Consider the following 25719-nt stretch of genomic DNA (forward strand, 5'->3'; position numbering starts at 1 on the left):
TTAAAAAAATACATCAAGATACATTTTAGACTCTTGTGATCGACAATTTAAGATATATCTTGATGCCATCATGAAAAGGATTGAAAACGACATGAGAGATTTCCATTCTCACCGGCGCGGTATGGACCGCGCAGAACGCGGCGCGTGTCTTCACGACCGTCGCCGTGACCATCATCGGGGCGGACATCATCGGGGCGAGCGCCGCGAGGACCACGTCCCCCACGGCATGCGCGGCCGAGGCGGATTCGGCATGGGCCGCAGTCCGTTCGCCCGCGACGATGACGGCTTCGGCGGCGGGTTTCCGGGTGGCCGGGGGCGTGGTCGCGGCGGTCGCGGCGAAGGTTTCGGCGGCGGCTCTGGTGGACCCATGGGGGGTGGACGCCGCAAGCGTCTGTTCGACCAGGCCGAACTTCAGACCCTGCTGCTCGCCCTGATCGCCGAGACTCCGCGCCATGGCTACGACCTGATCCGCGAGATCGAGAACCTGTCCGGCGGCGACTATGCGCCGAGCCCCGGCGTGGTCTATCCGGCGCTCACTTACATGGAAGAGTCCGGGCTGATCGCTCCGGCAGCCGATGCAGGCTCGCGCAAGTCCTACGAGGCGACCGAGGAAGGCCGCGCGCAGGCTCAGGCCGATGCCGACAAGGCCGAAGCGCTCAAGGCTCGTCTTTCCGCGCTTGCCGAGGCGCGCGAGAAGGTCGACCCGGCACCCGTGCGCCGCGCCATGCATGCGCTGAAGATCGCGATGTTCGACCGTCTGTCGAAGGACGGCGCCAATCGCGAGGTGATCCTCCAGATCGCCGATGCGCTCGACGAGGCGACCCGCAAGATCGAAAGGATCGAAGGATGAGCACCATCACGGCCCGCGTCGCCACGGAAAGCGGCGGCAAATACGTCCGCCAGCTCTGCAAGCACTGGAGTCACAAGCTCCAGACCGAAGTGGACGGCGATACCGGCACGGTGACGTTCCCGAACGCCGTTGCCACCATGGCGGCGGATGGCGAGGGCATCACCATCGCCATCACCGGCGAAAAGCGCGAAGATGTGGAGGGCCTGACCGACGTGGTCGCCCGCCACATCGACCGTTTCGCCTTCCGCGAGGCGCCGCTCGCTTATGATTGGCAGTGGCGGGAAGGCTGACCGGCAAGTACCTTCGGTATCCCGAAGGTCGGTCTTCCACCGGAAACGTCCGCATAGCTGTCCGCTGTCGTCTCCTTCGCGGGGACGACGGATTGGGGCGATAAGGGGGAGGATTTTCGGCGCCGGTACGATGGCCCGATCTTCATGTCCGAGCCGATCCGGTTGCGATTTCGCTACCGGCTCCATTCGGTTTCCTCGCTTCGCCCTTGCGAAATGCGCGCTTTTGGCCAAAGAGCGCTGCCATGACTGAACAAGCCCTGATCGAAGCCGCACGTGTGTCCAAGGCCTGGCCCTTCCAGGAGGCCCAGAAGCTGCTCAAGCGTTATCCGCAGGGCAAACCCGGCGGCGCGCCCGTGCTGTTCGAGACCGGCTACGGCCCCTCGGGCCTGCCGCATATCGGCACGTTCCAGGAAGTTCTGCGCACCACGCTCGTCCGCCGCGCCTATGAAGCGCTGACCGGCGGCGCGCCGACGCGCCTCGTCGCCTTCTCGGACGACATGGACGGGCTGCGCAAGGTACCTGACAATATCCCGAATTCGCAGGTGCTCGCTGCCAATCTCGGCAAGCCGCTCAGCCGTATTCCCGACCCGTTCGGCACGCATGAGAGCTTCGCGCATCATAACAATGCGATGCTGCGCGATTTCCTCGACCGTTTCGGCTTCGACTACGAGTTCGTCTCGGCCAGCGACCGCTACAATTCCGGCGAATTCGACGCAGCGCTGAAGCGCGTGCTGGAATGCAACCAGGGCATTCTCGACATCATGCTGCCGACCCTGCGCGAAGAGCGTCGCAAGACCTATTCGCCGGTGCTGCCGGTCTCGCCGACTACGGGCGTGGTGCTTCAGGTGCCGGTCGAAGTGCTCGATCCCGCCACCGGCCTCATCCGTTTCACCGACGAGGACGGTTCCGTCGTCGAGCAGTCGGCCTTCGGCGGCAAGGCCAAGCTCCAGTGGAAGGTCGACTGGGCCATGCGCTGGTATGCGCTCGGCGTCGACTACGAGATGTGCGGCAAGGACCTGACCGACTCAGTCACCCAATCGGGCAAGATCGTGCAGGTGCTGGGTGGTCGGAAGCCGGAGGGCCTGATCTACGAACTGTTCCTCGACGAGAACGGCGAGAAGATCTCCAAGTCCAAGGGCAACGGCCTGACCATCGAGCAATGGCTGACTTATGGCACGGAAGAGTCCTTGGGCTTCTACCTGTTCCGCGAGCCGAAGAGCGCCAAGCAGCTTCACGTCGGCGTGATCCCCAAGGCGGTCGATGAATACTGGCAGTTCCGCGGCAACCTTGCCGGGCAAGCGCTGGACAAGCAACTCGGCAATCCCGTGTGGCACCTGCTGCGCGCGAGCGGCGACGGTGAGGGCGCCGGCGACGCCGTGCCGGTGACATTCTCGCTGCTGCTCAACCTCGTGGGCGTGCTCGGCGCCGATGCGACTGCCGATCAGGTGTGGTCCTATCTCGGCAACTATGTAGCCGATGCCAATCCCGAGGCTCATCCGGAACTCGGCGAGATGGTCCGGGCCGCGCTGGCCACCAACCGCGACTTCATTGCGCCGACCCTCCAGCGCCGCGCGCCCAGTGCCACCGAAGCCGAAGCGCTAAAGGTGCTCGACGCCGAACTGGAGAAGGCCGGACCCGAGGCCAGTGCCGAGGAACTCCAGAACGTGGTCTACGAGATCGGCAAGAACGAGGCCTATCAGTTCGAGAGCCTGCGCGACTGGTTCAAGGCGCTCTACGAGACGCTGCTCGGCAGCCCGCAGGGGCCGCGCATGGGCAGCTTCATCGCCCTTTACGGCGTGCCCGAAACACGCAAACTGATCGCCGAGGCCCTTTCCCTGACAAATTGAGGGGCGCCCGCGAACAGAGGCTGCAGATGCACAAGAACCCCAGGACGCCCGAGGAACTTGCCGAAGAGCTGCTCGGGCGCCGGTTCGACGATCTCGACAAGGAGGACCGGGAGGTCCTCCGCCGCATCGCGACCGGAACCGTCGGCGGTCCCAATGCCGATGAACTGGCCGCGCTTCACGCCACGCGCGGGGATCGGCTGGCCGATCGGGTCGCCGCGGTAGGCGGAAGCTGGGGTTTCATCATCGCTTTCGGGCTGGTGCTGTTCGGCTGGATGCTGCTCAACAGCAGTGTCCTGCAGGCCCTGGGGATCAAGCCCTTCGATGCCTATCCCTATATCTTCCTGAACCTGATGCTCTCGATGCTGGCGGCGATCCAGGCGCCGGTCATCATGATGAGCCAGAACCGGCAGGCCGACAAGGACCGCATCACCGCGCGGCACGACTACGAGGTGAACCTGCGGACGCAGCTGGAAATCATCCGCCTGCACCGGCGGTTCGATCACCTGATGGAATATCTGGAAACACGGCGCTCTGCCGAAGACGGCGAGCAAGCCTGAAACTTCCCTAGGGCGCCTTACTTCCAGGGTCTGGCGCGGAACCACTTCGTCGCCACGTACTTGACGCCGCGCAGGACCGGACGGGCGGCATGCATCGTCAACGGGTTCGGCGAGCCGTCGGGCAGGGCGTTGTTCCAGATCAGCAGCGATCCGGCGGCGGGCACGACCTTGAGGTTGAGGTGGACGAAATCGGTGGTGCCGCCTTCCTCCACGCCGTTGAGATAGACCATCGCCGTCCAGCTGCGCTGCCCACCGTTTCGGCTTTCGCGACGCCAGTACGGGGCCTGGGTGTCGAACCAGTCCCAGTGCTCGTGATAGTATTCGCCTTGCTTGTAACGCTGGCCCTGCACGGATTCGCCGTGTCCGGCAGCGATGCCGGTCAGGGCAGTGAGCCGCTGGTCGAGCGCGCGGACGATGCCGTCGCGAGGGTCGACGTCGCCAGAAAAGCTGGTCCGGTATCCCTCCCAGTCCTGTTCCTCGACGAGGCGGGAGGGGAAGGCGACCTCGTCGATCAGGCCGATGAGATGGCGGCAATGCGCGTCGCTGAGAAAGTTGGGCGCGTTGTAGATTTCCGCGCCTTCCACCGCCAGCCGGGCCAGCGCGGGATTTTCCTTCAGGCGCTTGCGAACGCGGCTGCCCGTCCTTGCCAGAGCGTCGCAATCGGGATGGGCGGGTTTCATGGGGTCGAGACTAGCCGCCGTTCGATCGGGATCAATCTGGCCTGGCTACGAAACTGTGGGCGGTCGTTTCGCCGGATGCGAAAAGCCCCCCGGATCGGAGGATCCGGAGGGCTTTCGTACGAGCGATTACCAGAAGAAATCGTAGATCACGTCAACAACTTCACCGGAGTAGACGTCCACCAGCAGCACGTCATCGTAATAGCGGACCCAGCGATAGGGGCCGTAGACCGGGGGCAGACGGTACTGCCACGGGTCGTTGATCCAATAATTGCTGCCATAGAACATGGAACCCAGCGAGAAACCGATGCTCAGGCGGCGGTAGGAATAGTCACGATAGGGCGCGTAGTAGCCGCCGATGCGATAGATCGAGCGGTTGCGGTCGCGATAGCGCTGCCAGTCGTAGCGGTTGTCCCGGCGCCAGTCGTTGCGGTCCCAGCGACGGTTGTCGTTACCGGCCCAGCGGCGGTCGTCGTTGCGGCGATCCTTGCCCCAGGCGTTACGGTCGGGGCGGTTGTCGTTGTTGTTCCAGCGACGATCGTCGTTACGGCGGTCCCTGTTCCAGGCGCTGTCGTTTGGACGGTTGCCGTTGTTTTCCCAGCGACGATCGTCGTTCCGGCGGTCCTTGCCCCAGGCATTGCGATCGGGGCGATTGTCGTTGCCGTTCCAGCCGGGGCGGCCGTCCGGACGATTTTCGCCAGGACGGACATCGGGGCGATCCGGTCGGTCGGGGCGATTTCCCGCACTCCAGCGACGGTCGTCGTTACCGCGAGAGCCTTGCCAGCCGCCCGGAGCCCCGTTGCCCTGCCAGCGATTGCCGGCCTTCCAGCCCGGCTGGCCCTGGTTGGGGCCACGATCCGGTCGGGCCTGCTGCGCCTGTTGTGGCGGGCGGGCATTGTTCCATGAGCGGTCGGGCTGAGGCGCAGGCCGAGCCTGTTGGGCCTGTTGCCGGTCTCCGCTACTCCATGCCGACGGGCGCTGCGCGCGTTCCGCAGGCTGCGGGCGTTGGACCTCGGGACGAGCTTGAGGCGCCTGCTGTTGCGGGGCGGGGCGGTAGACGCCGCCGTTGCCGCCGCGACGTTCTCCGCCGCTGCGATCTTCACCACGCGAGCGTTCCTGACGGGGCTCGGCCATGGCAGTCGTGGGAACGGCAAGTCCGACAGCGGCAATCGCCATCGCGCCGAGAGCCGCAGCAGAAAGAAGCGACTTCGCCTTCAGTGTATGTTCCTTTTTCATTTTCCGGTCTCCAAACCGGATTTGCCGCCCGGCGATGACGGTTCATCCTGAGCCTATGTCTAGGCCAAAGGCGCTGTCGGAATGGTGAACCGAGATCGGGTCGATTGTTCAGGTTCGCTTCGCTCTGAATGAACAAAGCCGCCGTCCAGTAGCCCGGACGGCGGCTTCGCTCGTTTCATCCGATCGGAAGGATCAGCGCGTCAGCTTCTTGTAGGCCAGACGGGTCGGACGGTCGGCCGCATCGCCGAGGCGGCGGCGCTTGTCTTCTTCGTAAGCCTCGAAGTTGCCTTCGAACCATTCGACGTGGCTGTTGCCCTCGAAGGCGAGGATGTGAGTCGCCAGACGGTCGAGGAAGAAGCGGTCGTGGCTGATGACCACGGCGCAGCCCGCGAAGTTCTCGATGGCTTCTTCCAGCGCGCCCAGCGTTTCGACGTCGAGGTCGTTGGTCGGTTCGTCGAGCAGGAGGACGTTGCCACCCTCCTTGAGCATCTTGGCCATGTGCACGCGGTTGCGTTCACCGCCCGAGAGCTTGCCGACGTTCTTCTGCTGGTCGGCGCCCTTGAAGTTGAAAGCGCCGACATAGGCGCGGGTCGACATGTCGTGACCGTTGACCTTCATGTAGTCGAGTCCGTCGGAGATTTCCTCCCAGACGTTCTTCTTCGGATCGAGGTGATCGCGGCTCTGGTCCACGAAGCCGAGGTGCACGGTCGAACCGATGTCGATCGAACCTTCGTCCGGGGTTTCCTTGCCGGTGAGCATCTTGAACAGCGTGGACTTGCCGGCGCCGTTCGGGCCGATCACGCCGACGATGCCGCCCGGCGGCAGGATGAAGGACAGGTCCTCGAACAGCAGCTTGTCGCCGAACGCCTTCGAGATGCCCTTCACCTCGATGACCTTGCCGCCCAGGCGCTCGGGCACCTGGATGACGATCTGCGCCTTGCCGGGCTTGCGACCGGCCTGGGCTTCCTGAAGCTGTTCGAACTTGCGGATACGCGCCTTCGACTTGGTCTGGCGGGCGGCGGGGGTCTGCCGCATCCACTCCAGCTCGTCCTTGAGCGCCTTCTGGCGGCCGGATTCCTCGCGGTCCTCCTGCTCCATGCGCTTGGCCTTCTTCTCGAGGTAGGTCGAGTAGTTGCCTTCGTAGGGGAAGTACTTTCCGCGGTCGAGTTCGAGGATCCAGTCCACCACGTGGTCGAGGAAGTAGCGGTCGTGGGTGATCATCAGCACCGCGCCCGCGTATTCCTTCAGGTGGTTTTCCAGCCATTCGACGGATTCGGCGTCGAGGTGGTTGGTCGGTTCGTCGAGCAGCAGGATCGACGGCTTCTGGATCAGCAGGCGGGTGAGGGCCACGCGGCGCTTTTCACCGCCGGACAGGCTTTCCACCGGCCAGTCGCCCGGCGGGCAGCGCAGCGCTTCCATCGCGATTTCGAGCTGGTTGTCGAGCGTCCAACCGTCGACCGCGTCGATCTTGTCCTGCAATTCGCTCATTTCGGCGCCGAGCGCTTCGAAGTCGGCGTCTTCCTCGCCCATCTCCATGCCGATCGCATTGAAGCGCTCGACCATGTCGGCCGTCTCTCGCGCGCCGTCCTTGACGTTTTCGAGCACGGTCTTGGTCGGATCGAGTTCCGGTTCCTGCTCGAGGTAGCCGACGGTGATGTTCTCACCGGCCCAGGCTTCACCGGTGAAATCGGTGTCGATGCCGGCCATGATCTTGATCAGGGTCGACTTGCCAACGCCGTTCGGGCCGACGATGCCGATCTTGGCACCCTGATAGAACTGGAGGTTGATGTCGTTCAGCACCGGCTTCGGAGCGCCGGTGAAGGTCTTGGTCATGCCCTTCATGACGAAGGCGTATTGGGCAGCCATCGGTTTCCTCTGGAAATAGGATCTGGATCGAAAAAGTTGCCGCTCGCTCTACAGATGCCGGGGCCTGTTGCCAAGGGCAGGGGCCGGGACCGGCGAAAGTGCGGCGTTCCGGGCGCGATCGTCGCGACGTGCCGATGCGCAGGAGCCGTCCTTCAGGTGAAGCGGAATTTACAGGCTTTTCAATGCGCCTGAAGAGACTAGGTGTCGGCGCCGTCTCCCCGGTACGGACCGGGGGCAGCTCCGGCGGAAGTGATGACATGGAAATACGGCAGGACGATCCCACGGCACCTTACGTTGCGCAGTTGCTGGAGCATCACCTTCGTGAATTGCAGGACGTGATGGCGGGACATGCCTTCGCGCTTGACGCCAGCGGGCTTTCCGCGCCCGGCGTCACGTTCTGGACGGCCTGGAGCGGCGAGGCGCTGGCGGGCTTTGCGGCGCTAAAGGAACTGGATTCCCTTCATGGCGAAGTCAAATCGATGCGGGCCGCGCCTGCCGCGCGGGGAACAGGCGTAGGGCGCGCGCTGCTCGGCCATATCGTCGATGTCGCAAGGGCGAGGGGATATGCGCGCTTGAGCCTGGAAACCGGCACGGCGCCGCTCCATGTCCCGGCGATCTCGCTCTACCGCAGTAGCGGGTTCGTCTCCTGCGATGCTTTCGCCGACTACCAGCCGAGCCCGCACAACCAGTTTATGCAGCTCGATCTCACGGCCTGACCCGGCCCGCACAACAATCGGGATGGACCGGTTGGCAGGAGCGGCAGGGCGCGTTAGGCAGCTGCCATGCAACGCAGATTCTCCCGCGCGGCGCTTCTCGCCGCCTCTCCGCTCCTCGCTGCCGTTCCGTTTCTGGCGGCTCCCGCACAGGCCACGCCGACCGAAGGTTCGGGCGTCGCCTGGGAGATCGTCGAAGGCCTGACCACCGAGATCGGTGCGCGTCTCGCCGGATCGCCGGAAGAGGGTCAGGCCCGCCTTTGGGCCGAGGCCAAGCTCAATGCGCTGGGGTTCCAGAACGTCAAGATCGAGCCGTTCAAGACGCTCGTGTGGACGCGCGGCGAAGAGCGCGCGAAGCTGACCGCGCCTTATGCGCATGCCTTGGCAATCACCGCGCTCGGCATGTCGGCGCCGACGCCTGCCAAGGGCATCCAGGCCGAAATGGTCTATTTCCCGACGCTCGATGCCCTCAAGGCGGCACCGGAAGGGTCGCTAAAGGGCAAGGTCGCCTTCGTGGACCACGCCATGCGCGCGGCTCAGGACGGTTCGGGATACGGCCCTTACGGCGACGTGCGCCGCCGCGGCCCGTCGATCGCCGCGCAGAAGGGGGCTGCGGCCATAGTCATCCGCTCGGCGGGGACCGATAGCCACCGCAATCCGCATACCGGCGTCACCGTCTTCGCCAAGGACGTGGCCGCCATTCCGGCCGGTGCGGTTTCCAATCCGGATGCCGACCTGATCGCGCGCATCGCCAAGCGCGGCAAGCCGATGAAGATCGACCTGACCCTGCTCGGTAAGCCGTTCCCCGATGCGCCTTCGGGCAATGTGATCGCCGACCTGCCGGGCCGCGATCCCTCGCTGCCGAAGATCGTGCTCGCCTGCCATCTCGATTCCTGGGACCTGGCGACCGGCGCGATCGACGACGCTTCGGGCTGCGGCATCGTCACTGCTGCGGCACTGGCGGCGCAGAAGGACGGCAAGACCCTGCGCACGATCCGCGTGCTCTGGGCAGGCAACGAGGAAATGGGCGTTACCGGCGGCGGCAGCAAGGCCTATGCCGAGATGCACGGCAACGAACCCCACGCGGTGGCGATGGAAAGCGACTTCGGCGCCGACAAGGTCTGGCAATTCCGCCTGACCCTGGCCGACAGCAACAAGGCCGTGGGCGAGAAGATCAAGGCGGCGCTCTGGCCGATGGGCATCGTCCATCACGACGGCGCGGCTACCGGCGGGGCGGACGTCTCGGGTATCATCGCCAAACAGGAACTGGCGGTGGTCGACCTCGGGCAGGACGGCATGCACTACTTCGACCTGCACCACACGCCGGACGACACGCTCGACAAGGTCGATCCGGCGGCGCTCCAGCAGAACGTCGATGCCTGGACGGCGGTGCTGAAGGTCATCGCCAACGAACCCGGCGAGATTGCGCGGGTGCCCGGATCGAAGGGCGAAGGGTAAAGAAAGAGCAGGGGGCCATCGCCCCCTGCACCCCCCATACTGTCGAGGTAGCGCCCCGCACTATCCGCCGTGCGCTCATGGCGGCGCCGGGAGACATAACTGGCTGCGCCGCAGGGAGCGCACAACGAATAGCAGCGCGCAAGATAGCCATTCCGAGGGTCTGGGGGATCATCCCCCAGGACTTCCCTTTACTTCATCCCCTGAATAAGGCCGTGGACTTCGACCAGCCGCCGCGCCTGCTCCAGATGCAGCAGTTCGGTCATCTTGCCATCGACCCGGATCGCGCCCTTGCCCCGGTTCTCCGGGAGAGCGAACGCCTCGATCACCCCTTGCGCCCAGGCGAGGTCGGCCTCGCTCGGTGAGAACACGGTGTTGCAGGGTTCGATCTGTGCGGGGTGGATCAGGCTCTTGCCGTCGAAGCCGAACATCAGGCCCTGCCGCGCTTCGGCCTCGAAAACGGTGAGGTCGCGGAATTCGTTGCAGACGCCGTCGAGGATGGCGAGGCCATGGGCGCGGGCGGCGGCGACGGCCATCGCGAGGAAGGGCAGGAACGGCGTGCGGCAGGCCGTGAGCTGCGCGCGCATTTCCTTAGCGAGATCGTTGGTGCCCATGATCCAGAGCGACAGCCGCGAGGTGCGGGCCATGGCGGCGATGGCGGGCAGGTTGCCGACGCTCTCGCAAGTCTCGATCATCGTCCAGAGCTGCATCTGCGGTGCTGCATCGGAGAGCGCCGCATCGTAACGCGCGATATCCTCCGGCGAATTGACCTTGGGGACGAGCACCGCGTCGGCCCGTGAGGCGGCGATGGCGGCAAGGTCGGCGGCGCCCCATTCGGTGTCGAGACCATTGACGCGGATGGCGACCTGACGGTGGCCGAAGCCCCCCTCGGCGATGGCGGCGATGGCGGCGGTGCGGGCTTCTTCCTTGGCTTCGGGGGCGACGGCGTCTTCGAGGTCCAGCACGACCATGTCGCAGGGCAGGGTGCGCGCCTTGACGATGGCCTTGGCGTTGGAAGCGGGAAGGTAAAGCGCGCTGCGGCGGGGGCGGTTGTCATGCTCGGAGGCGGTCATGTTTGGGGTTCCTCTCGGTTGCGGGAGGCATTGCGGAGAGGAACCGGCAGGTCAAGGCTGCGGGAATGGCGGGAGGTTTTCGGCAAATAAATTGCATTACGTGTTGCGACAGCGCTGTTGGGTAGTGCAAACGTTTGAGAATTCTTGTAGCGACGCGCCGTCGTTATCGATCGTACCTCCTCCACGATCGATCGCGCGGGCCGGACATGGCCCACGTTGCGACAGCCCTTACGGGTCGCATGCCGTCCCGCGACCGCTTCACAAATAGAAGCGGCGTGGGACGGTTTTCCCGTCAGGCAGCGGGTTCGGGGCTTTTTTCCAGAATTCGCTCGCTTTCCAGAGCCTTTCTGCGCGGCTGGTCGGCGCGTTCGTCTGCTTGCGGCATCCTGTTGGTCTTTCCCGTTCGAATATGCGGTTCAGCGTGGTTCGGCGCCTTTGAGAAACAACCGCACCGCGTAGCGGACCCGGCGGTCGACATCTTGCGCAGGAAGCTCATTCCCCGAAATCAGGAAACGCACCGGGGCGCTGACGACCATGCTCATGAACACGTTTGCCGAAAGCATCGAATCGTCGATGGCGAGGCGTCCGGCGCGGGTTTCGTCTTCGAGGATTCCGGCGAGAAACCGTACCGTGGGGATTGCGGCAACCTCGTAGTAGGTCTGGAAAATATCCGGGAAGCGATAGGCCTCGGTATTGATGAGGCGTTGCAGTTTCACACCCTCCGGCGTGCCCGCGAGCCGGATGCGCAGCAGGGCTATGCGCACGAGGGTTTCTTCGAGGCTGTCCACGCGGGTCGCTTCGATCGCTGCCGGACCGGCGGCGCGGCGCTCGGTCCCCCGGCGGACGGCGGCGCGGAATAGCGAGGCCTTGTCGGGGTAACGGGCATAGACCGTACGCTTCGTCATGCTGACGTCCGCGGCGATGGCCTCGATCGTGGTGGGTTCAAAGCCCTTGTCGAGAAAATGGTCGAAGGCGCAGTCAAGCAGCTGTGCCTGGCGCGCCTGCGCCTGTTCGCGGGTCGGACGCCCGGCGCGGATGGAGGAAGTGGCGGCTGCGATCGCTGAGGCTTTCTCGGTCATGCGCCCATTCGACCCGATCGTGCTTGCGCTGCCAAGAGGATCGTGAATAATGAAACTTACAAGGTGCTATTATTCGAGTCGTCGGGATATGTCTATCCAAGTTCGGCGGAGCGAGGTTCATGGGAGAGAATCAATGGGAGATATGGCCGACAAGCTGTTGTCCTTGATAGATAGCCGGACGCGATTTGAATTCAGCGCCAATGACCTGCGCGACGCGCAGATCGCCGCGCTCGATGAGCGTTTTGAGGAGCGCAGGGACCGCATCAGGTTGCTGGGCCTGCGGGCTCGCGATGCGGGGATCGAGAAAATCGAATCCGTCTCCGACATTGTGCCGCTGCTGTTCCCGCACACGGCCTACAAGTCCTATCCCGAGAGCTTCCTGATGGAGGAGCGGTGGGACAAGCTGACCAAGTGGCTCGGCACGATCTCGGCTTATCCGATCGAAGGGCTGAATCTCGAAGGCATCGAGGATATCGATGACTGGATCGAGCGGCTGGCGGCGCTAGGCCGCTACATTTCCTGCTCCAGCGGTACCACCGGCAAGTCGGCCATGCTGATCGCTTCGCAGACGGATATGGACTGGTCTAAGATCGATACGGTCAATGTCTTTTCCTGGGGTTCGGGCGTGGTGCCGGCGCAGGATCGGGTGATCGTCGGCTGCGCGCCGGTCGCCACCGTGCCCAAGAATGCGACGATCGCGCAGGCGCAGTACGAGGCGTTTGCGGACCCGTCAGCGCCGCGCTGGCACTATCCGGTGCCGCCAATCACCGTGGGTTCGCTCACCTCGATGGTGGTCATGCGCAAGAAGATCGCCGAGGGCACTGCTCGTCCCGACGAAATCGCGGCTTTCGAGGAAACCTCCGCGGCGCGCGGCAAGGCGGTGGCCGATGCGATCCCGGCGACGGCGCAGTTCATTATCGAGAACCGCCATCGCAAGCTTCAGCTATCGGGCCTGTGGAGTGGGTTGTGGCAGGTCGCCAAGGCCGTGCGCGATGCCGGGTATGACCGTGCCGATTTCGATCCGGACAACTCGATCTATGTCGGCGGCGGACTGAAGAGAGCACAGCTTCCCGAGGATTATCAGGAGTATGTGTTCGATACTTTCAACATTCCGGAGGATCGCCACTTTCAGAATTATTCGATGCAGGAACTGAACTCGGGCATGCCCAAGTGCCGCGAGGGCGGGCGCTATCACGTGCCGCCGTGGATCGTACCGGTACTGCTCGACAAGTCGGGCGATAATGCCCTCGACCACACTTCAGGTGAAATGGAAGGTCGCGCCGCCTTCTTCGATCTCTCGCTCGACGGGCGCTGGGGCGGGGTGATTACCGGTGACAGGATTTCGCTCGACTACGGCCCCTGCAAGTGCGGAAACCACGGTCCTTCGATCCGCGACACTATCGTCCGTTACGCGGATCTGGAAGGTGACGACAAGATCGGCTGCGCCGGCACGGTCGATGCTTATGTGCGAGGTGTAGCATGAACTTTGTAACACAACGTTCTGAAACAGATGAGCTTGTGTCGGCTCCGTTCTTCCTGCGCGGCGAAGTGCTGCACGGCACCGAGGTGATCCAGAAGTCGCGCGACCTTGGCGTGACTTTCGCGACACCCAGGATACCCTTCGACCGCGCGGTGCCCCCGCGCACCGAAGTGCCGCCGCTGCTCAATGTGCCGCTGGCGGAGATTATCGACTTCCTTGTCGAGACCGGCCAGCGTCTCGTCGCGTCCGACAACGACCATATGCAGGAATGCATCGAGCGGATGTGCCGCACGCATATCCTGCCGCGCGCCGTCGTCGAGAACACCGCGCGCCATGCCGCCGCCTATCTCGACAAGCGCGTGCTCATGGCGGAAGTGGAACAGAACTTCCCCGATCCCCGCGCGCTCGATGAGTGGGTGCCGAAGCAGGACTTCACAGGCCGCAAGAGCTTCGTGCGCGCTTTTGCGCCGCGTCTTATCCATGTGCTGCCGGGCAATTCGCCGGGCGTGGCCGTGAAATCGGTGGCGCAGGGTTCGATGGTGAAGGGCATCAACCTGTTCAAGATGAGCAGTGCCGATCCCTTCACCATGGTCGCCATCCTGCGGACCATGGCGGATATCGATGCGAACCACCCGATCGTGCGTTCGATGTCGGCGGTCTACTGGCGTGGCGGCGACGAATCGACCGAACGCGTGCTCTATCGCCCGCAGTATTTCGACAAGATCGTCGCCTGGGGTGGAGGCGATGCGATAACCAATGTTATCAAATATCTGGGTCCGGGATTTCAGCTCGTTTCCTTCGATCCCAAGACCTCGATCTCGTTTGTCGGGCGCGAGGCGCTAGCGGACGCGGAGACCGTCGATCGCGTGGCGGACCTCTGTTCCACTGACGTCATGACACTGAACCAGGAAGCCTGCGTCGCCAGCCGCTTCCAGTTCGTGGAAGGCAGCGAGGCGGAAGTCGACCGCTTCTGCGAACGCCTCCACCACCACATCGCCCGCCGCGCCGCCGAAAGCGGGGACTACCGCCCGCTCGATCGCGATATGCGCGAGGCGGTCGATACGATGATGCTGATGGACGACGACTACGGCGTCTGGGGCCGGACAGACGGCAAGGGGCTGGTCATCCGCTCCGAAGAGCCGGTCGATTTCCATCCGATCAACAAGACCGCCAATGTCGTGCGCGTGGACAGCCTCGACGAAGCCGTGAGGTGGATCAATGTCGCCACCCAGACGGTCGGGTTCTACCCGTTCGACCGGATGCCCCAGTACCGCGACCGGCTGGCCGCAGGCGGGGCCCAGCGCGTGGTGCATCTGGGTGAGGCAGGGCCTGCGACGATCGGCAACCCGCACGATGCGATGTATCCGCTCCACCGCTTCGTCCACTGGATGGCCCATGAAGACGGAAAGGCCTCCTGACCCGTCATATCGCCTGCGCGGATAGCGGGGCGCGCTGCTTGCCTGCCCCGCGTCTTGCGTTAGTCAGAATGGCGATCACGGCGGCGAGGGGAATTCGCCAGGCCGACATTCTGGAGGACTGAAAGCACCATGGCCGTTGAAATCCTGCTCCCCAAGATCGGCTTCTCGATGCAAGAGGGCCAGGTGGCCGAATGGCTGATCGCGGACGGTGGGGCCGTCGCCGAAGGCGAGCCGCTGTTCTCGCTCGAAGCCGACAAGTCCACCAACGAGGTCGAGGCACCCGCTTCCGGCACCCTGCGGATCGTCGCTGCCGTTGGCGAAACTTACGAAGTGGGCACGGTGCTCGGCTACATCGACTGAACGGTAGAGGTGAGGCCCGGAAATCGGGGCGGGAAGGGGACTGGACAGTCCCTTTCCCGAGGTTCAGATTGCCGCCCATGCGCAAAATCCTGCCCGCCGCTGTAGCGGCACTCGTCCTCGCTGTTTCCGCCGGTGCCGCTCAGGCGGCCTTGCCGGTCGGCGCCAAGGCTCCCGCCTTTTCGACGCAGGGCGCCAAGGGCGGAAAGGTGATGTCCTTCGATCTCAAGGCGGCGTTGAAGAAGGGGCCGGTGGTGCTCTATTTCTACCCCAAGGCCTTCACCCAGGGGTGCACGCTGGAAGCCCACGCCTTCGCTGATGCGACCGACGATTTCGCGAAACTGGGCGCTACCGTGGTCGGCATGTCGAACGACGACCTGCCCACGCTCCAGAAGTTTTCGACCGAAGCCTGCCGCGACAAGTTCGCCGTTGCCGTGGCGACGCCTTCGGTTATCAAGGCCTACGATGTCGCCCTGAAGCGCGAAGGCGCTCCGGCGGGCATGACCGACCGCACCAGCTATGTGATCGCGCAGGACGGGCGGATCACGATGGTCCATTCCGATCTCGATTACCGCGATCATGTCAAGCTCACGCTGGAAGCGGTGAAGAAGCTCAAGCATTGAGGCTGATGGCAGGGCGGGCGGGGCGCGTTCACTTCCTGCCTTGAACAAGGCCCCCATTGGCGCGTAAGAGCGCCGTTTCCGCGCGCGGGTTTTCGCGTGTGCTTTACTTATGCCGTCGCTGCGCTATGCGCGCGCTGTCGCTTCTTGGGAGTTTCAAGTCATGCGTGCCGAAGGGCAGGCCCACATTGCGCGTATCGAGAAGGCCCTCGCGCTGGTCCGCAAGTTCCTCGACTGGGACCGCGCCCTGCGCCGGTTCGACGAGTTGAACGCACGCGTCGAAGATCCCACGCTGTGGGACAAGCCCAAGGAAGCCGAAGCGGTGATGAAGGAACGTCGCCGGTTGGAGGCTTCCATCGGTGCCGTGAACGAGATAAGCCGCGAGATGCAGGACGCCGTCGAGTTCGTCGAACTGGGCGAGATGGAAGGCGACGAGGATACCATCAACGAAGGTATCGCCGCGCTTGCCGCGCTGGCAGAGCGTGCCGACCATGACAAGGTTACGGCACTGCTCTCGGGCGAGGCAGATTCCAACGACACCTATCTTGAAGTCCACGCCGGTGCCGGCGGCACCGAGAGCCAGGACTGGGCCGAGATGCTTCAGCGCATGTACACGCGCTGGGCGGAGCGTCATGGCTACAAGGTCGAGCTGGTGGATTATCATGCCGGTGAGGCCGCGGGCATCAAGAGCTGCACCCTGCTGATCAAGGGCGAGAACGCCTATGGCTATGCCAAGACCGAGAGCGGCGTCCACCGCCTGGTCCGCATCAGCCCTTATGACAGCTCGGCGCGCCGCCACACGAGCTTCTCGTCGGTCTGGGTCTACCCGGTGATCGACGACAGCTTCGAGATCGAGATCAATCCGTCCGACCTGAAGATCGATACCTATCGCGCTTCGGGTGCAGGCGGTCAGCACGTCAACACCACGGATTCGGCAGTGCGTATCACGCACCAACCGTCCGGCATCGTCGTCGCGAGCCAGATCGACCGTTCGCAGCACAAGAACCGTGAAATCGCGATGGGCATGCTGAAGGCACGCATGTTCGAGGAAGAGATGCGCAAGCGCGAGGAAGCGGCGAGCGCGGAACACGCTTCGAAGAGCGATATCGGCTGGGGCCACCAGATCCGTTCCTACGTTCTCCAGCCCTATCAGCAGGTGAAGGACCTGCGCACCGGCGTGGTCTCCACCGCGCCGGGCGACGTGCTCGACGGCGCGCTCGATCCCTTCATGGCGGCCGCGCTTTCGCAGCGCGTGACCGGCGAGAAGGTCGAAGTGGAAGACGTCGACTGATAGTGCGAACGGCCCGACCTCGGCATGACTTTGCCAAGTGCGGGCCGAACCGCTAAAGGGCCGCATGGGCTTGTCCTTCCGCCTTTCCTGTCGCGCCGCGCTGATGGCTTCGACGCTCGTTTTCGGGCTGGCCCTTGGAGGCTGCGATCGCGAGCGGGCGGACGAATCGCGTCCCGAGAGCGTGCGGGCCTTTCCGGTGGCGGATCGTCCGGTTTCCAAGACTCCTGACGGGGCCGTGGGCACCGAAGTCCAGCGCGACAGCCTGAACGAAGCGCAAGTCGTGATGGATCTCGCCCGGATCGAGCCGGGCATGAGCGTGGCCGATCTCGGCGCTGGCGAGGGCTACTACACGGTGCGCCTGGCCCAGCGCGTCGGCACCAAGGGCCGCGTGCTGGCCGAGGATATCGACCGCGAGGCAAACGAGCGGCTGGGCAACCGCGTGATGCGCGAGGAACTGGAGAACGTCTCCATCAAGCTCGGCACGCCGGACGACCCCAAGCTGCCGGAAGCCAGCTTCGACCGTGTCTTCCTGGTCCATATGTACCACGAGGTCGCCGAGCCTTATGCCTTCCTGTGGCACTTGCGCCCTTCGCTGCGCGAGGGCGGTCGCGTGGTCGTTGTCGATGTAGACCGGGCCAGCGACAGCCACGGCATTCCGCCGCAACTGCTTTTCTGCGAATTTGCGTCCATGGGGTTTCGCCTGACGGAATTTGTCCGTAAGCCGGAGCTCCAGGGCTACTACGCACAGTTCGAGGTTGCCGGTCCAAGGCCGGAACCGGAAAACATCGTACCTTGCCGGATATCCGGCAACACCATGACGCAAAAGTAGTGCGTCAGTAGCACAGGGCGTATACAGGGCCGCTGAACCGGCGTGCCACGCGCCGGGGGAAAGACGAAAGAGAAGATGGGTTTCAAGGGTCTCAAGCCGATTGTCTATGGTGGACGCGAAGTCTGGCCGCTTGTCGAAGGCGGCAAGGGCGTTGCCGCGACCAATCACATGAGCTCGGGCGCCTGGGCGGCGGCCGGCGGCATCGGTACGGTCAGCGCCGTCAATGCCGACAGCTATGACGCCGAAGGCAAGATCGTCCCGCAAGTCTACAATGCCCTCACGCGCAAGGAGCGTCATCAGGAACTGATCGACTATGCCATCGACGGCGCGGTCGAGCAGGTCCGCCGTGCCTACGAGATTTCGAACGGCAAGGGCGCGATCAACATCAACGTCCTGTGGGAAATGGGCGGCGCCCAGACCATCCTCGAAGGCGTTCTGGACCAGACCCGCGGCATGGTCACGGGCGTGACCTGCGGCGCGGGCATGCCTTACAAGCTGTCCGAAATCGCGGCGCGGTTCAATGTGAACTACCTGCCGATCGTCAGCTCCGGCCGCGCCTTCCGCGCGCTGTGGAAGCGTGCCTATCACAAGGTTCCCGACCTGCTGGGCGCGGTGGTCTACGAGGACCCGTGGCTGGCGGGCGGTCATAACGGCCTCTCGAACGCCGAAGACCCGCTCAAGCCTGAAGATCCCTATCCCCGCGTCAAGGCGCTGCGCGACACCATGCGCGCAGAGGGCATTGCCGACAGCGTGCCGATCGTCATGGCCGGCGGCGTGTGGTTCCTGCGCGACTGGGAAAACTGGATCGACAATCCGGAACTGGGTTCGATAGCATTTCAGTACGGCACGCGCCCGCTGCTCACGCACGAAAGCCCGATTCCGCAGGCCTGGAAGGACCACTTGCGCACGCTCGAACCGGGCGACGTGCTGCTCCACCGCTTCTCGCCGACCGGCTTCTATTCCTCGGCCGTGCGCAATCCGTTCCTGCGCAACCTCGAAGCGCGTTCGGAGCGCCAGATTCCCTACTCGAAGGTCGAAGCGGGCGAGCATACCGTGCGCCTCGACGTCGGTGTGAAGGGCAAGAACTTCTGGGTTGCGCCCAAGGACCTCGACCGTGCGCGTGCATGGTCGGCGCAGGGCTTCACCGACGGCCTGCGCACGCCCGACGACACGATCATCTTCGTCAATCCGGACGAGCGTGACGAAATCCGCAAGGACCAGGCCGACTGCATGGGCTGCCTGTCGCACTGCGGCTTCTCCTCGTGGAAGGACCACGACGACTACACCACCGGCCGCCTCGCCGATCCGCGCAGCTTCTGCATCCAGAAGACGCTTCAGGACATCGCCCATGGCGGTCCGATCGACGAGAACCTGATGTTCGCGGGCCATGCCGCCTACAAGTTCAAGCAGGACCCGTTCTACTCGAACGGCTTCACCCCGACGGTGAAGGAACTGGTCGACCGCATCCTGACCGGCGATTGATCGTCTCGGTCTTGCAGGCAAACGAAAAAGGGCGGCTCTTGGGCCGCCCTTTTTCGTTCGTGAAGGAGCAAGGGCTATCGAGCCGCCTGCGGATTGTCGGCGGGAAGCACGCGACAGATGCGGTCGCGACCGGATCGCTTGGCCTTGTAGAGTGCCTCGTCCGCGAAGTGCAGGGCCGCTTCGATATCCCCGCCGCTCCAGCAGCAAAGCCCGGCGGAAAAGGTGATCGGACGCCCGTCGACCGTGCCGATCGGTTCCTCCCGCATGCGCGCGGCAATTCGGGCGAGCGTCCAGTCGGCCTCGTCCTCGATGCATTCGTGGAACAGGATCGCAAATTCCTCGCCGCCCCAGCGGGCGACCATGTCGGCGCGGCGGATTTGCGAGGAGAGGCGGTCGGCGAAAGCGCAAAGCACCCGGTCGCCTTCATCGTGGCCGAGCTTGTCGTTGACTTGCTTGAAGAAGTCGATGTCGACGATGGCGACGCAGCCGCGGCGTTGGTCGGCGGGGAGGGCGTTCAATTGCTCCAGGAAGCCGCGCCGGTTGGCGACGCCGGTCAGCGGGTCTTCCAGCGCGGCGATGCTGAGGTCTTCCATCTGTGCGCGGGTGGCGGTGGCGGCACGATGGACGCCGGCATAGAGCGTCTGGATCACGTCGCCCATTTCGGGAAGCGCGGTTCCGTCTTCGTCGCTGCGGTTGAGCGCATCGGCCAGGGCGTGGATGGGGTTGAGCAGGGCACCGATGCCGTAGAGCGCCAGCCCGGTGCCTATCACGGTCGCCAGCGTCAGCAGGACGAATTCGAACAGGGCTATCCGTCCGGTAGACAGGCCCCAGGCGCAGTAGCCCAGCAGGGGAAGGTGCGTGGCAACGAAGCAGAGGGCAAACAACCTCAGTCGCAGCGAACGCGGAAAGATGAACGACGTCGCGAGATAGAACTGCATAGGCATCCCGGTTGTTGTTGGATTTCCCGGGAAAATTGGCCGCGTCTCTAAACGGTTCCTAAATAAATACTGTTAATTTGCGTACGCAAGGTGAGCCGTGCGATGGTCATGATCGACTGTGTCACTGTGTGTTCAGTGAACATAACGAAAAAGGCGGGGATTCGAAAACCCCCGCCCCAATCGATTTAAGTTTGCCTCTCGCTTCAGGCGGCGCGCACCGTGTTGGCGGCGCTGAGCACGGCGCGGACGCTGGCCGTCGCCACGTCCTCGTCGATGCCGACACCCCAGACCACGCGGCCCTCCGGCGTTACGCATTCGACATAGGCGGCGGCGCGGGCGTCGGTGTGCTGGCCCATCGAGTGCTCGGCATAGTCGCGCACGTCGATGGTCACGCCGAAGCTCTCCGCCAGCGTGGCGGCGACCGAGGAGATCAATCCGTTGCCGCGTCCCGACACCGATTGCTCCTGGCCGTCCACGCCGATCTTGCCCGCGAAGACACGGGTGCCGTCGGCAGCCTTGGCTTCTTCCCAGTCGATCAGCTGGAAGTGCTGCGGATCGTCGATGCGATAGGCCTTGCGGAACACGTCCCAGATGTCGGCGGCCTGGAGTTCGCGGCCCAGTTCGTCGGCCAGTTCCTGGACGTGCTTTGAGAAGTGCGCCTGCATGCGCTTGGGCAGCTTGAGGCCCTGGTCCTGCTCGATGACCCAGGCGAAACCGCCCTTGCCGGACTGCGAATTGACGCGGATCACCGCCTCGTAGTCGCGGCCGAGATCGGCGGGGTCGATCGGCAGATAAGGCACGGCCCAGATCTGGTCGTTGCGCTTTTCCTGCGCGGCGAAGCCCTTCTTGATGGCGTCCTGGTGGCTGCCCGAGAAGGCGGTGAAGACCAGTTCACCGCCGTAGGGGTGACGTTCGGCGACCTTGAGCTGGTTGCAGTACTCGACCGTCTGGATCACTTCGTCGATGTCCGAGAAGTCCAGTTCCGGGTTCACGCCCTGCGTGTACATGTTCATCGCCACGGTGACGAGGCAGCAGTTGCCGGTGCGCTCGCCATTGCCGAACAGGCAGCCCTCGACGCGGTCGGCGCCCGCCATCAGGCCCAGCTCGGCGGCGGCGACGCCGGTGCCGCGGTCATTATGGGTGTGCAGCGAGATCACCGCCGATTCGCGGTTCGGCAGGTTGCGGCAGAAATACTCGATCTGGTCCGCATAGACGTTGGGCGTAGCCGCCTCGACCGTCGCGGGCAGGTTGAGGATGATCGGGTTTTCCGGCGTCGGCTGGAGAATGTCCATCACCGCCTCGCAGACCTCGATCGAGAAATCGAGTTCGGCGGTCGAGAAGGTTTCCGGCGAATATTCGAACTGCCATTTGGTGCCCGGATACCTGGCCGCCTGATCGCGCAGGATCTTGACGCCGCTGGTCGCGATGGCCTTGATCTCGTGCTTGTCCATGCCGAACACGACATTGCGCCACAGCGGCGAGACCGCGTTGTAGAGATGGACGATCGCGGCGTGAACGCCTTCCAGGCTCTCGAACGAGCGGGTGATCAGGTCTTCGCGCGACTGGGTCAGTACCTGCACCAGCACGTCTTCGGGAATGCGGTCGTTCCTGACCAGGCCGTTGATGAAATCGAACTCGGTTGCGCCCGCGCTGGGGAAGCCGACTTCGATTTCCTTGAGGCCGACCTTGACCAGCAGGTCGAAGAAGCGGTTCTTCTTTTCCGCGCCCATCGGGTCGATCAGCGCCTGGTTGCCGTCGCGCAAGTCGGTCGAGAGCCAGCGCGGCGCCTTGGTGATGACCTGCGAGGGCCACTGGCGGTTCGGCAGGTCGATCTGCGGGAAGGGGCGGTATTTGACCGAGGGGTCTTGCAGCATGGTCATGGGTAATCTCGCTCGGAAAAACTTCTTCGGTTAAAAGGCTTGCCGGTCCATATTCAGGCCGGTCTTTCCGGGTCCCCTTGAGCGCCGAGCGCGCCGCAGGACCGACGCGTCACCTCACGCCCAAGGGCGGGTAAGTCGCAGGGTAAGGCCTAGAAGAAGGTTCATTGCCGCAGCCTATGAGCATTCGCGCTATCGATGTAAAGTAAAAACGCCTCCTTCTTGCGCCGCGTGCGGCGAAGCGCGCAAGGAAATTGCCATCAGCTATCGGCGGGCGGAACCCTGTCGAGGAACAGGCGATCGAGCACGCTCCAGGGCAACATCCAGAACACCGCGACCAGTGCCGCGCAGGCGATGCCGAGCCAGGGCGACAGAAACGTCAGCGGAATGCCGAGGGAGTAGACCGCCGAAGCGGCGAGACCCTTTCGGTGCGAAGCCTTGTGATAGCGGCGGCTGGCGACGGTTCGCGTGCCGGTGGCGGCGACCCGGCCTTGCAGCAGGACATAGGCGAGGGCGGGGGTCAGCATCGTCGCCAGATAGAGCAGTGTTGCCGCACGGCTGAAGTGATGCTCGCCGAGGTAGGCGGTCGAGAACGGGATCAGCGAGAGCGTGAACAGCAGCAGCATGTTCGACCATAGCAGTCCGCTCGTCACGACCCGCGCATGGCCGAGCAGGCGGTGGTGATTGACCCAGTAGATCGCGACGTAGGCATAGCTCAGCACATAGGCGATGAAGATCGGCCAGAGCTGCCAGAGCGCCGTAAGCCCCTCGGTTACCGGGGTTTTCAGTTCCAGCACCATGATGGTGATGATGATGGCGAGCACGCCGTCGGAAAACGCCTCGACGCGGGCAAGGCCGTCCTCGCGCTCGATATCGTCAGCTTCGTTCATCCGGGGCTCCGTTACATTCCAGCAACGGTGCTTGGCGGAGCGGAGCGCCCGGATCAAGATGTCAGATGGTATGGATCAGGTGCAGGTGAAACCGGTGATCTTGCCGTCTTCGCCGACCTGGACGTTCAGGCGGTCCGGACGATAGTCCATGGTGACGGCGGTGCCGGGGCGGATCACCCGCATCGGCTTGTCACCACGCCAGGCGGTGATCTTCGCGATCACATCGTCGCTGGCGGGTTGGCCGACGTAGGACGCGAGTTGATCGGCGCCGCAGCTCGGCTCCATCGACGGTGGCGGCGGGGTTGCATCGGCCACTTTGTCACTCCCGGTGCTGGCGCAGGCCGAAAGGGCAAAGAGGGCCGTGGCCAGGGTGATAGTCGCGGTGATTCTGGTCTTCATGGCGATCTCCTTTCGGGCGGTCTCTGGACTGCGCTTATCGCGCAGTCGCCGTGAATGGTAGATTGCGCAGAGAGTTACTGCTTCTCGAAAGCGGCGTTGATGACCAAAACGGTTTCGTCCGAGACGAGCGGCACGTACTTGGACACGCCGAAGTCCGAGCGCTTGATGAGCGCGCGGCCGAGGAAGCCGATCGAATCCTTCTTGTTCATCGGGTTCTGCGCGGTGCCGAAGAAGCGGGCCATGATCGTGATCGGCTTGCTGACGCCGTGGAGGGTGAGCGTGCCGTCGATCGAAGCGGCGTCCGGCCCGCGCGGGGTGACCGAGGTGGCGACGAACGTGGCGGTCGGGAACTTGGCGGCGTCGAGCCAGTCGGCGCTGCGCAGTTCTTCGGTCAGCTTGTCGCTGGTGGTCTGGACCGAGGTGACCGGGATCGTGACGCTGAGCTTGGTGGCCGAGAGCTTGTTGGGGTCGAGTGTCAGCGAGCCGCTGGCGCCCGAGAAGGTCCCCGCGAAGGGCGAGATGCCCATGTGCGAGACGCTGAAGGTGACTTGCGTATGGGCCGGTTCGACGGCGTAAGTTCCGGCCTTGACGTCGGCGGGGGTGCCCGACCCGTGCAGCATTTCCATGCGGCCTCCGGGGCCACCCTGTCCGGGCTGGGCAGTGACGGGGGCGGCGAGAGCGGCGGCGGCTGCAAGGGCAAGAGAAATGCAGGAAGGGCGCATGATCTACTCCTGACGGCACAAGGAAAAGGCGGCGCATTTCTGCGCCGCCTTCGTTTTCCCGTCAAACGGGTATTTGGATGACCGAATTAAAATTCGGTCCGCCTCGAACTTTAGTTCTTGGCCTTGTCCACCAGCGCGTTGGCGCCGATCCAGGGCATCATGGCGCGCAGCTTGGCGCCGGTTTCCTCGATCGGGTGGCGCTTGGCGGCGATGCGCGAAGCCTTCAGTTCCGGCTGGCCGGCGCGGTTGTCGAGAACGAAGTCCTTCACGAAACGGCCCGACTGGATGTCTTCCAGAACGCGCTTCATTTCCTTCTTGGTCTCTTCGGTGATGATGCGCGGGCCGGTCTTGATGTCGCCGTATTCGGCGGTGTTCGAGATCGAGTAGCGCATGTTGGCGATGCCGCCTTCATACATCAGGTCGACGATAAGCTTCAGCTCGTGGAGGCATTCGAAGTAGGCCATTTCCGGTGCGTAACCGGCTTCCACCAGCGTTTCGAAACCGGCCTGGACCAGCGCGGTGGTGCCGCCGCAGAGCACGGCCTGCTCGCCGAACAGGTCGGTTTCGCATTCCTCGCGGAAGTTGGTTTCGATGATGCCCGAACGGCCGCCGCCAACGCCCGAGGCATAGGCCAGAGCCACGTCCTGCGCATTGCCGGTCACGTCCTGGTGGATCGCGATCAGGCAGGGCACGCCGCCGCCCTTGACGTATTCGCCGCGGACGGTGTGGCCCGGGCCCTTGGGGGCGATCAGGAACACGTCGATATCGGCGCGGGGTTCGATCAGGCCGAAGTGGACATTGAGGCCGTGGGCGAAGGCCAGCGCCGCGCCGGGCTTCAGGTTGTCATGGATGTCGGCGGCGTAGATCGCGGCCTGATGCTCGTCGGGTGCGAGGATCATGAGAACGTCGGCCCAGGCGGCGGCTTCGGCGTTGGCGAGCACCTTGAAGCCTGCGGCTTCCGCCTTCTTGGCCGAAGCCGAACCTTCGCGAAGGGCGATGGCGACGTTCTTGACGCCCGAATCGCGCAGGTTCTGCGCATGGGCGTGACCCTGGCTGCCGTAGCCGAGGATCGCGACCTTCTTCTCGGCGATCAGGTTGATGTCGCAATCGGCGTCGTAATAGACCTTCATTGTAGTACCCTTTCGACGGCCCGTTCCCTTGAGGCGGGGCCCATATTGATATGCGCCGTGCGGCGCGTTGGTCGGTTGTTTCCGGTTTCTGGCCGGAGGATGTGTCTAGGCTTCGTGCGGCCCGCGGATCATCGCGACGATGCCGGTGCGGCCCACTTCGACAAGGCCGAGGTCGCGCATCAGCTGCACGAACGTATCGATCTTGTCCGGCGCGCCGGTGAGTTCGAAGATGAAGCTACCGGTCGTCGTGTCCACCGCCTTGGCGCGGAAGATATCGGCCAGGCGCAGCGCCTCGACGCGCTTTTCGCCGAGACCGGCCACCTTGATGAGCGCCAGTTCGCGCGCCACGTGCGGGCCGACTTCGGTGAGATCCACCACCTTGTGCACCGGCACCAGGCGTTCGAGCTGGGCGTGAATCTGGTCGATCTGGCTCGGCGGTCCGTGGGTGACGATGGTGATCCGGCTCACCGCATGGTTCTCGGTGATGTCGGCCACGGTCAGGCTGTCGATGTTGTAGCCGCGTGCGGTGAACAGGCCGGCGATCTTGGCGAGAATGCCCGCCTCGTTATCGACCGTGATGGTGAGGACGTGGCGTTCCTCGGCCTCTTGCTTGATGTGCATCATGATATGTCTTTCGGATCCT

General features: G+C 64.0%; 25 protein-coding genes. 13 read left to right on the forward strand and 12 right to left on the reverse strand.

The annotated features are described in order from the left end of the window. Window positions 1-250: 250 nt before the first annotated feature. The 4 genes from AC4D6D_RS08735 (at window position 251) to AC4D6D_RS08750 (ending at window position 3544) form a co-directional block, all read left to right on the forward strand. Window positions 251-850 (forward strand): PadR family transcriptional regulator, encoded by a 600-nt coding sequence (locus tag AC4D6D_RS08735; protein ID WP_491324969.1) that lies wholly within the window; start codon window positions 251-253, stop codon window positions 848-850. Next, window positions 847-1140, forward strand: coding sequence for a DUF2218 domain-containing protein (locus AC4D6D_RS08740; protein ID WP_491324970.1), 294 nt, complete (start codon window positions 847-849; stop codon window positions 1138-1140). Before AC4D6D_RS08735 ends, AC4D6D_RS08740 begins: the two co-directional genes overlap by 4 nt. A 242-nt stretch (window positions 1141-1382) precedes the next feature. Next, entirely contained in the window at window positions 1383-2987 is a 1605-nt protein-coding gene (locus AC4D6D_RS08745; RefSeq protein ID WP_491324971.1) for a lysine--tRNA ligase, read from the forward strand. Between the two features lie 26 nt (window positions 2988-3013). Next, window positions 3014-3544 carry a DUF1003 domain-containing protein gene (locus AC4D6D_RS08750; protein WP_491324972.1) on the forward strand — a complete coding sequence of 177 codons (531 nt, stop codon included), beginning with the start codon at window positions 3014-3016 and terminating at the stop codon, window positions 3542-3544. A gap of 17 nt (window positions 3545-3561) precedes the next feature. Here the strand turns inward: AC4D6D_RS08750 and AC4D6D_RS08755 are convergent, their stop codons facing one another. From AC4D6D_RS08755 to ettA, 3 genes are all read right to left on the reverse strand, one after another. Beyond that, window positions 3562-4224: a prolyl hydroxylase family protein gene (locus tag AC4D6D_RS08755; RefSeq protein ID WP_491324973.1), complete on the reverse strand. Its 663-nt coding sequence runs from the start codon at window positions 4222-4224 to the stop codon at window positions 3562-3564. A 126-nt stretch (window positions 4225-4350) separates the two neighbouring features. After that, window positions 4351-5457, reverse strand: a complete 1107-nt coding sequence (locus tag AC4D6D_RS08760; RefSeq protein ID WP_491324974.1) for an RcnB family protein — start codon at window positions 5455-5457, stop codon at window positions 4351-4353. 192 nt (window positions 5458-5649) lie between these two features. Continuing rightward, window positions 5650-7323 (reverse strand): energy-dependent translational throttle protein EttA, encoded by a 1674-nt coding sequence (gene ettA / locus AC4D6D_RS08765; RefSeq protein ID WP_147220493.1) that lies wholly within the window; start codon window positions 7321-7323, stop codon window positions 5650-5652. A 257-nt stretch (window positions 7324-7580) separates the two neighbouring features. On the opposite strand from ettA, the gene AC4D6D_RS08770 reads away from it, so the two are divergent. Continuing rightward, window positions 7581-8039 (forward strand): GNAT family N-acetyltransferase, encoded by a 459-nt coding sequence (locus AC4D6D_RS08770; protein ID WP_491324975.1) that lies wholly within the window; start codon window positions 7581-7583, stop codon window positions 8037-8039. A gap of 66 nt (window positions 8040-8105) precedes the next feature. Continuing rightward, window positions 8106-9494, forward strand: coding sequence for a M28 family peptidase (locus AC4D6D_RS08775; protein ID WP_491324976.1), 1389 nt, complete (start codon window positions 8106-8108; stop codon window positions 9492-9494). Window positions 9495-9682: 188 nt separating this feature from the next. On the opposite strand, the gene AC4D6D_RS08780 is transcribed toward AC4D6D_RS08775, so the two are convergent. Then, entirely contained in the window at window positions 9683-10564 is an 882-nt protein-coding gene (locus tag AC4D6D_RS08780; RefSeq protein WP_491324977.1) for an HpcH/HpaI aldolase/citrate lyase family protein, read from the reverse strand. Window positions 10565-10980: 416 nt separating this feature from the next. Further along, on the reverse strand, window positions 10981-11643 hold the full coding sequence (locus tag AC4D6D_RS08785) for a TetR/AcrR family transcriptional regulator (RefSeq protein ID WP_491324978.1): 663 nt from the start codon (window positions 11641-11643) through the stop codon (window positions 10981-10983). A 133-nt stretch (window positions 11644-11776) separates the two neighbouring features. On the opposite strand from AC4D6D_RS08785, the gene AC4D6D_RS08790 reads away from it, so the two are divergent. The 7 genes from AC4D6D_RS08790 to AC4D6D_RS08820 all read left to right on the forward strand — a co-directional run bounded on the left by AC4D6D_RS08790 (window position 11777) and on the right by AC4D6D_RS08820 (window position 19120). Further along, window positions 11777-13126, forward strand: coding sequence for a hypothetical protein (locus tag AC4D6D_RS08790; protein ID WP_491324979.1), 1350 nt, complete (start codon window positions 11777-11779; stop codon window positions 13124-13126). Between the two features lie 35 nt (window positions 13127-13161). After that, window positions 13162-14541: an acyl-CoA reductase gene (locus AC4D6D_RS08795; RefSeq protein ID WP_491324980.1), complete on the forward strand. Its 1380-nt coding sequence runs from the start codon at window positions 13162-13164 to the stop codon at window positions 14539-14541. Window positions 14542-14670: 129 nt separating this feature from the next. Next, window positions 14671-14901 carry a lipoyl domain-containing protein gene (locus AC4D6D_RS08800; protein ID WP_147220500.1) on the forward strand — a complete coding sequence of 77 codons (231 nt, stop codon included), beginning with the start codon at window positions 14671-14673 and terminating at the stop codon, window positions 14899-14901. Between the two features lie 77 nt (window positions 14902-14978). Next, window positions 14979-15521, forward strand: a complete 543-nt coding sequence (locus tag AC4D6D_RS08805) for a peroxiredoxin (RefSeq protein ID WP_491324981.1) — start codon at window positions 14979-14981, stop codon at window positions 15519-15521. Between the two features lie 160 nt (window positions 15522-15681). Further along, on the forward strand, window positions 15682-16809 hold the full coding sequence (gene prfB, locus AC4D6D_RS08810) for a peptide chain release factor 2 (RefSeq protein WP_491324982.1): 1128 nt from the start codon (window positions 15682-15684) through the stop codon (window positions 16807-16809). A 103-nt stretch (window positions 16810-16912) separates the two neighbouring features. Further along, window positions 16913-17638 carry a class I SAM-dependent methyltransferase gene (locus AC4D6D_RS08815; protein WP_491324983.1) on the forward strand — a complete coding sequence of 242 codons (726 nt, stop codon included), beginning with the start codon at window positions 16913-16915 and terminating at the stop codon, window positions 17636-17638. A gap of 75 nt (window positions 17639-17713) precedes the next feature. Further along, on the forward strand, window positions 17714-19120 hold the full coding sequence (locus tag AC4D6D_RS08820) for an NAD(P)H-dependent flavin oxidoreductase (RefSeq protein ID WP_491324984.1): 1407 nt from the start codon (window positions 17714-17716) through the stop codon (window positions 19118-19120). 74 nt (window positions 19121-19194) lie between these two features. Here the strand turns inward: AC4D6D_RS08820 and AC4D6D_RS08825 are convergent, their stop codons facing one another. The 7 genes from AC4D6D_RS08825 to ilvN all read right to left on the reverse strand — a co-directional run bounded on the left by AC4D6D_RS08825 (window position 19195) and on the right by ilvN (window position 25700). Beyond that, on the reverse strand, window positions 19195-20058 hold the full coding sequence (locus AC4D6D_RS08825) for a GGDEF domain-containing protein (protein ID WP_491324985.1): 864 nt from the start codon (window positions 20056-20058) through the stop codon (window positions 19195-19197). Between the two features lie 203 nt (window positions 20059-20261). After that, complete coding sequence (gene leuA / locus AC4D6D_RS08830) at window positions 20262-21938, reverse strand: 2-isopropylmalate synthase (RefSeq protein ID WP_491324986.1); 1677 nt, start codon at window positions 21936-21938, stop codon at window positions 20262-20264. A 257-nt stretch (window positions 21939-22195) separates the two neighbouring features. After that, window positions 22196-22825 (reverse strand): TMEM175 family protein, encoded by a 630-nt coding sequence (locus AC4D6D_RS08835; RefSeq protein ID WP_491324987.1) that lies wholly within the window; start codon window positions 22823-22825, stop codon window positions 22196-22198. A gap of 75 nt (window positions 22826-22900) precedes the next feature. Further along, entirely contained in the window at window positions 22901-23224 is a 324-nt protein-coding gene (locus tag AC4D6D_RS08840) for an I78 family peptidase inhibitor (protein ID WP_491324988.1), read from the reverse strand. 74 nt (window positions 23225-23298) lie between these two features. Further along, entirely contained in the window at window positions 23299-23946 is a 648-nt protein-coding gene (locus AC4D6D_RS08845) for a YceI family protein (RefSeq protein ID WP_147220509.1), read from the reverse strand. 110 nt (window positions 23947-24056) lie between these two features. Continuing rightward, window positions 24057-25076, reverse strand: a complete 1020-nt coding sequence (ilvC, locus tag AC4D6D_RS08850; protein WP_147220510.1) for a ketol-acid reductoisomerase — start codon at window positions 25074-25076, stop codon at window positions 24057-24059. Between the two features lie 105 nt (window positions 25077-25181). Then, window positions 25182-25700, reverse strand: coding sequence for an acetolactate synthase small subunit (gene ilvN / locus AC4D6D_RS08855; RefSeq protein WP_054441698.1), 519 nt, complete (start codon window positions 25698-25700; stop codon window positions 25182-25184). Between the last annotated feature and the right edge of the window lie 19 nt (window positions 25701-25719).

The sequence above is a fragment of the Novosphingobium sp. BF6 genome (assembly GCF_058273105.1).

Bases quoted from the DNA above. Each gene is read 5' to 3' on its own strand.
- AC4D6D_RS08745 (WP_491324971.1), top strand. From the start codon at position 1,383: ATGACTGAACAAGCCCTGATCGAAGCCGCACGTGTGTCCAAGGCCTGG.
- AC4D6D_RS08815 (WP_491324983.1), top strand. From the start codon at position 16,913: ATGGCTTCGACGCTCGTTTTCGGGCTGGCCCTTGGAGGCTGCGATCGC.
- leuA (WP_491324986.1), bottom strand. From the start codon at position 21,938: ATGACCATGCTGCAAGACCCCTCGGTCAAATACCGCCCCTTCCCGCAG.
- AC4D6D_RS08835 (WP_491324987.1), bottom strand. From the start codon at position 22,825: ATGAACGAAGCTGACGATATCGAGCGCGAGGACGGCCTTGCCCGCGTC.
- ilvN (WP_054441698.1), bottom strand. From the start codon at position 25,700: ATGATGCACATCAAGCAAGAGGCCGAGGAACGCCACGTCCTCACCATC.
- AC4D6D_RS08820 (WP_491324984.1), top strand. From the start codon at position 17,714: ATGGGTTTCAAGGGTCTCAAGCCGATTGTCTATGGTGGACGCGAAGTC.
- AC4D6D_RS08800 (WP_147220500.1), top strand. From the start codon at position 14,671: ATGGCCGTTGAAATCCTGCTCCCCAAGATCGGCTTCTCGATGCAAGAG.
- AC4D6D_RS08735 (WP_491324969.1), top strand. From the start codon at position 251: ATGGGCCGCAGTCCGTTCGCCCGCGACGATGACGGCTTCGGCGGCGGG.
- AC4D6D_RS08770 (WP_491324975.1), top strand. From the start codon at position 7,581: ATGGAAATACGGCAGGACGATCCCACGGCACCTTACGTTGCGCAGTTG.
- AC4D6D_RS08825 (WP_491324985.1), bottom strand. From the start codon at position 20,058: ATGCAGTTCTATCTCGCGACGTCGTTCATCTTTCCGCGTTCGCTGCGA.
- AC4D6D_RS08760 (WP_491324974.1), bottom strand. From the start codon at position 5,457: ATGAAAAAGGAACATACACTGAAGGCGAAGTCGCTTCTTTCTGCTGCG.
- AC4D6D_RS08750 (WP_491324972.1), top strand. From the start codon at position 3,014: ATGCACAAGAACCCCAGGACGCCCGAGGAACTTGCCGAAGAGCTGCTC.
- AC4D6D_RS08755 (WP_491324973.1), bottom strand. From the start codon at position 4,224: ATGAAACCCGCCCATCCCGATTGCGACGCTCTGGCAAGGACGGGCAGC.
- prfB (WP_491324982.1), top strand. From the start codon at position 15,682: ATGCGTGCCGAAGGGCAGGCCCACATTGCGCGTATCGAGAAGGCCCTC.
- AC4D6D_RS08785 (WP_491324978.1), bottom strand. From the start codon at position 11,643: ATGACCGAGAAAGCCTCAGCGATCGCAGCCGCCACTTCCTCCATCCGC.
- AC4D6D_RS08790 (WP_491324979.1), top strand. From the start codon at position 11,777: ATGGGAGATATGGCCGACAAGCTGTTGTCCTTGATAGATAGCCGGACG.
- AC4D6D_RS08840 (WP_491324988.1), bottom strand. From the start codon at position 23,224: ATGAAGACCAGAATCACCGCGACTATCACCCTGGCCACGGCCCTCTTT.
- ettA (WP_147220493.1), bottom strand. From the start codon at position 7,323: ATGGCTGCCCAATACGCCTTCGTCATGAAGGGCATGACCAAGACCTTC.
- AC4D6D_RS08780 (WP_491324977.1), bottom strand. From the start codon at position 10,564: ATGACCGCCTCCGAGCATGACAACCGCCCCCGCCGCAGCGCGCTTTAC.
- ilvC (WP_147220510.1), bottom strand. From the start codon at position 25,076: ATGAAGGTCTATTACGACGCCGATTGCGACATCAACCTGATCGCCGAG.
- AC4D6D_RS08845 (WP_147220509.1), bottom strand. From the start codon at position 23,946: ATGCGCCCTTCCTGCATTTCTCTTGCCCTTGCAGCCGCCGCCGCTCTC.
- AC4D6D_RS08805 (WP_491324981.1), top strand. From the start codon at position 14,979: ATGCGCAAAATCCTGCCCGCCGCTGTAGCGGCACTCGTCCTCGCTGTT.
- AC4D6D_RS08740 (WP_491324970.1), top strand. From the start codon at position 847: ATGAGCACCATCACGGCCCGCGTCGCCACGGAAAGCGGCGGCAAATAC.
- AC4D6D_RS08775 (WP_491324976.1), top strand. From the start codon at position 8,106: ATGCAACGCAGATTCTCCCGCGCGGCGCTTCTCGCCGCCTCTCCGCTC.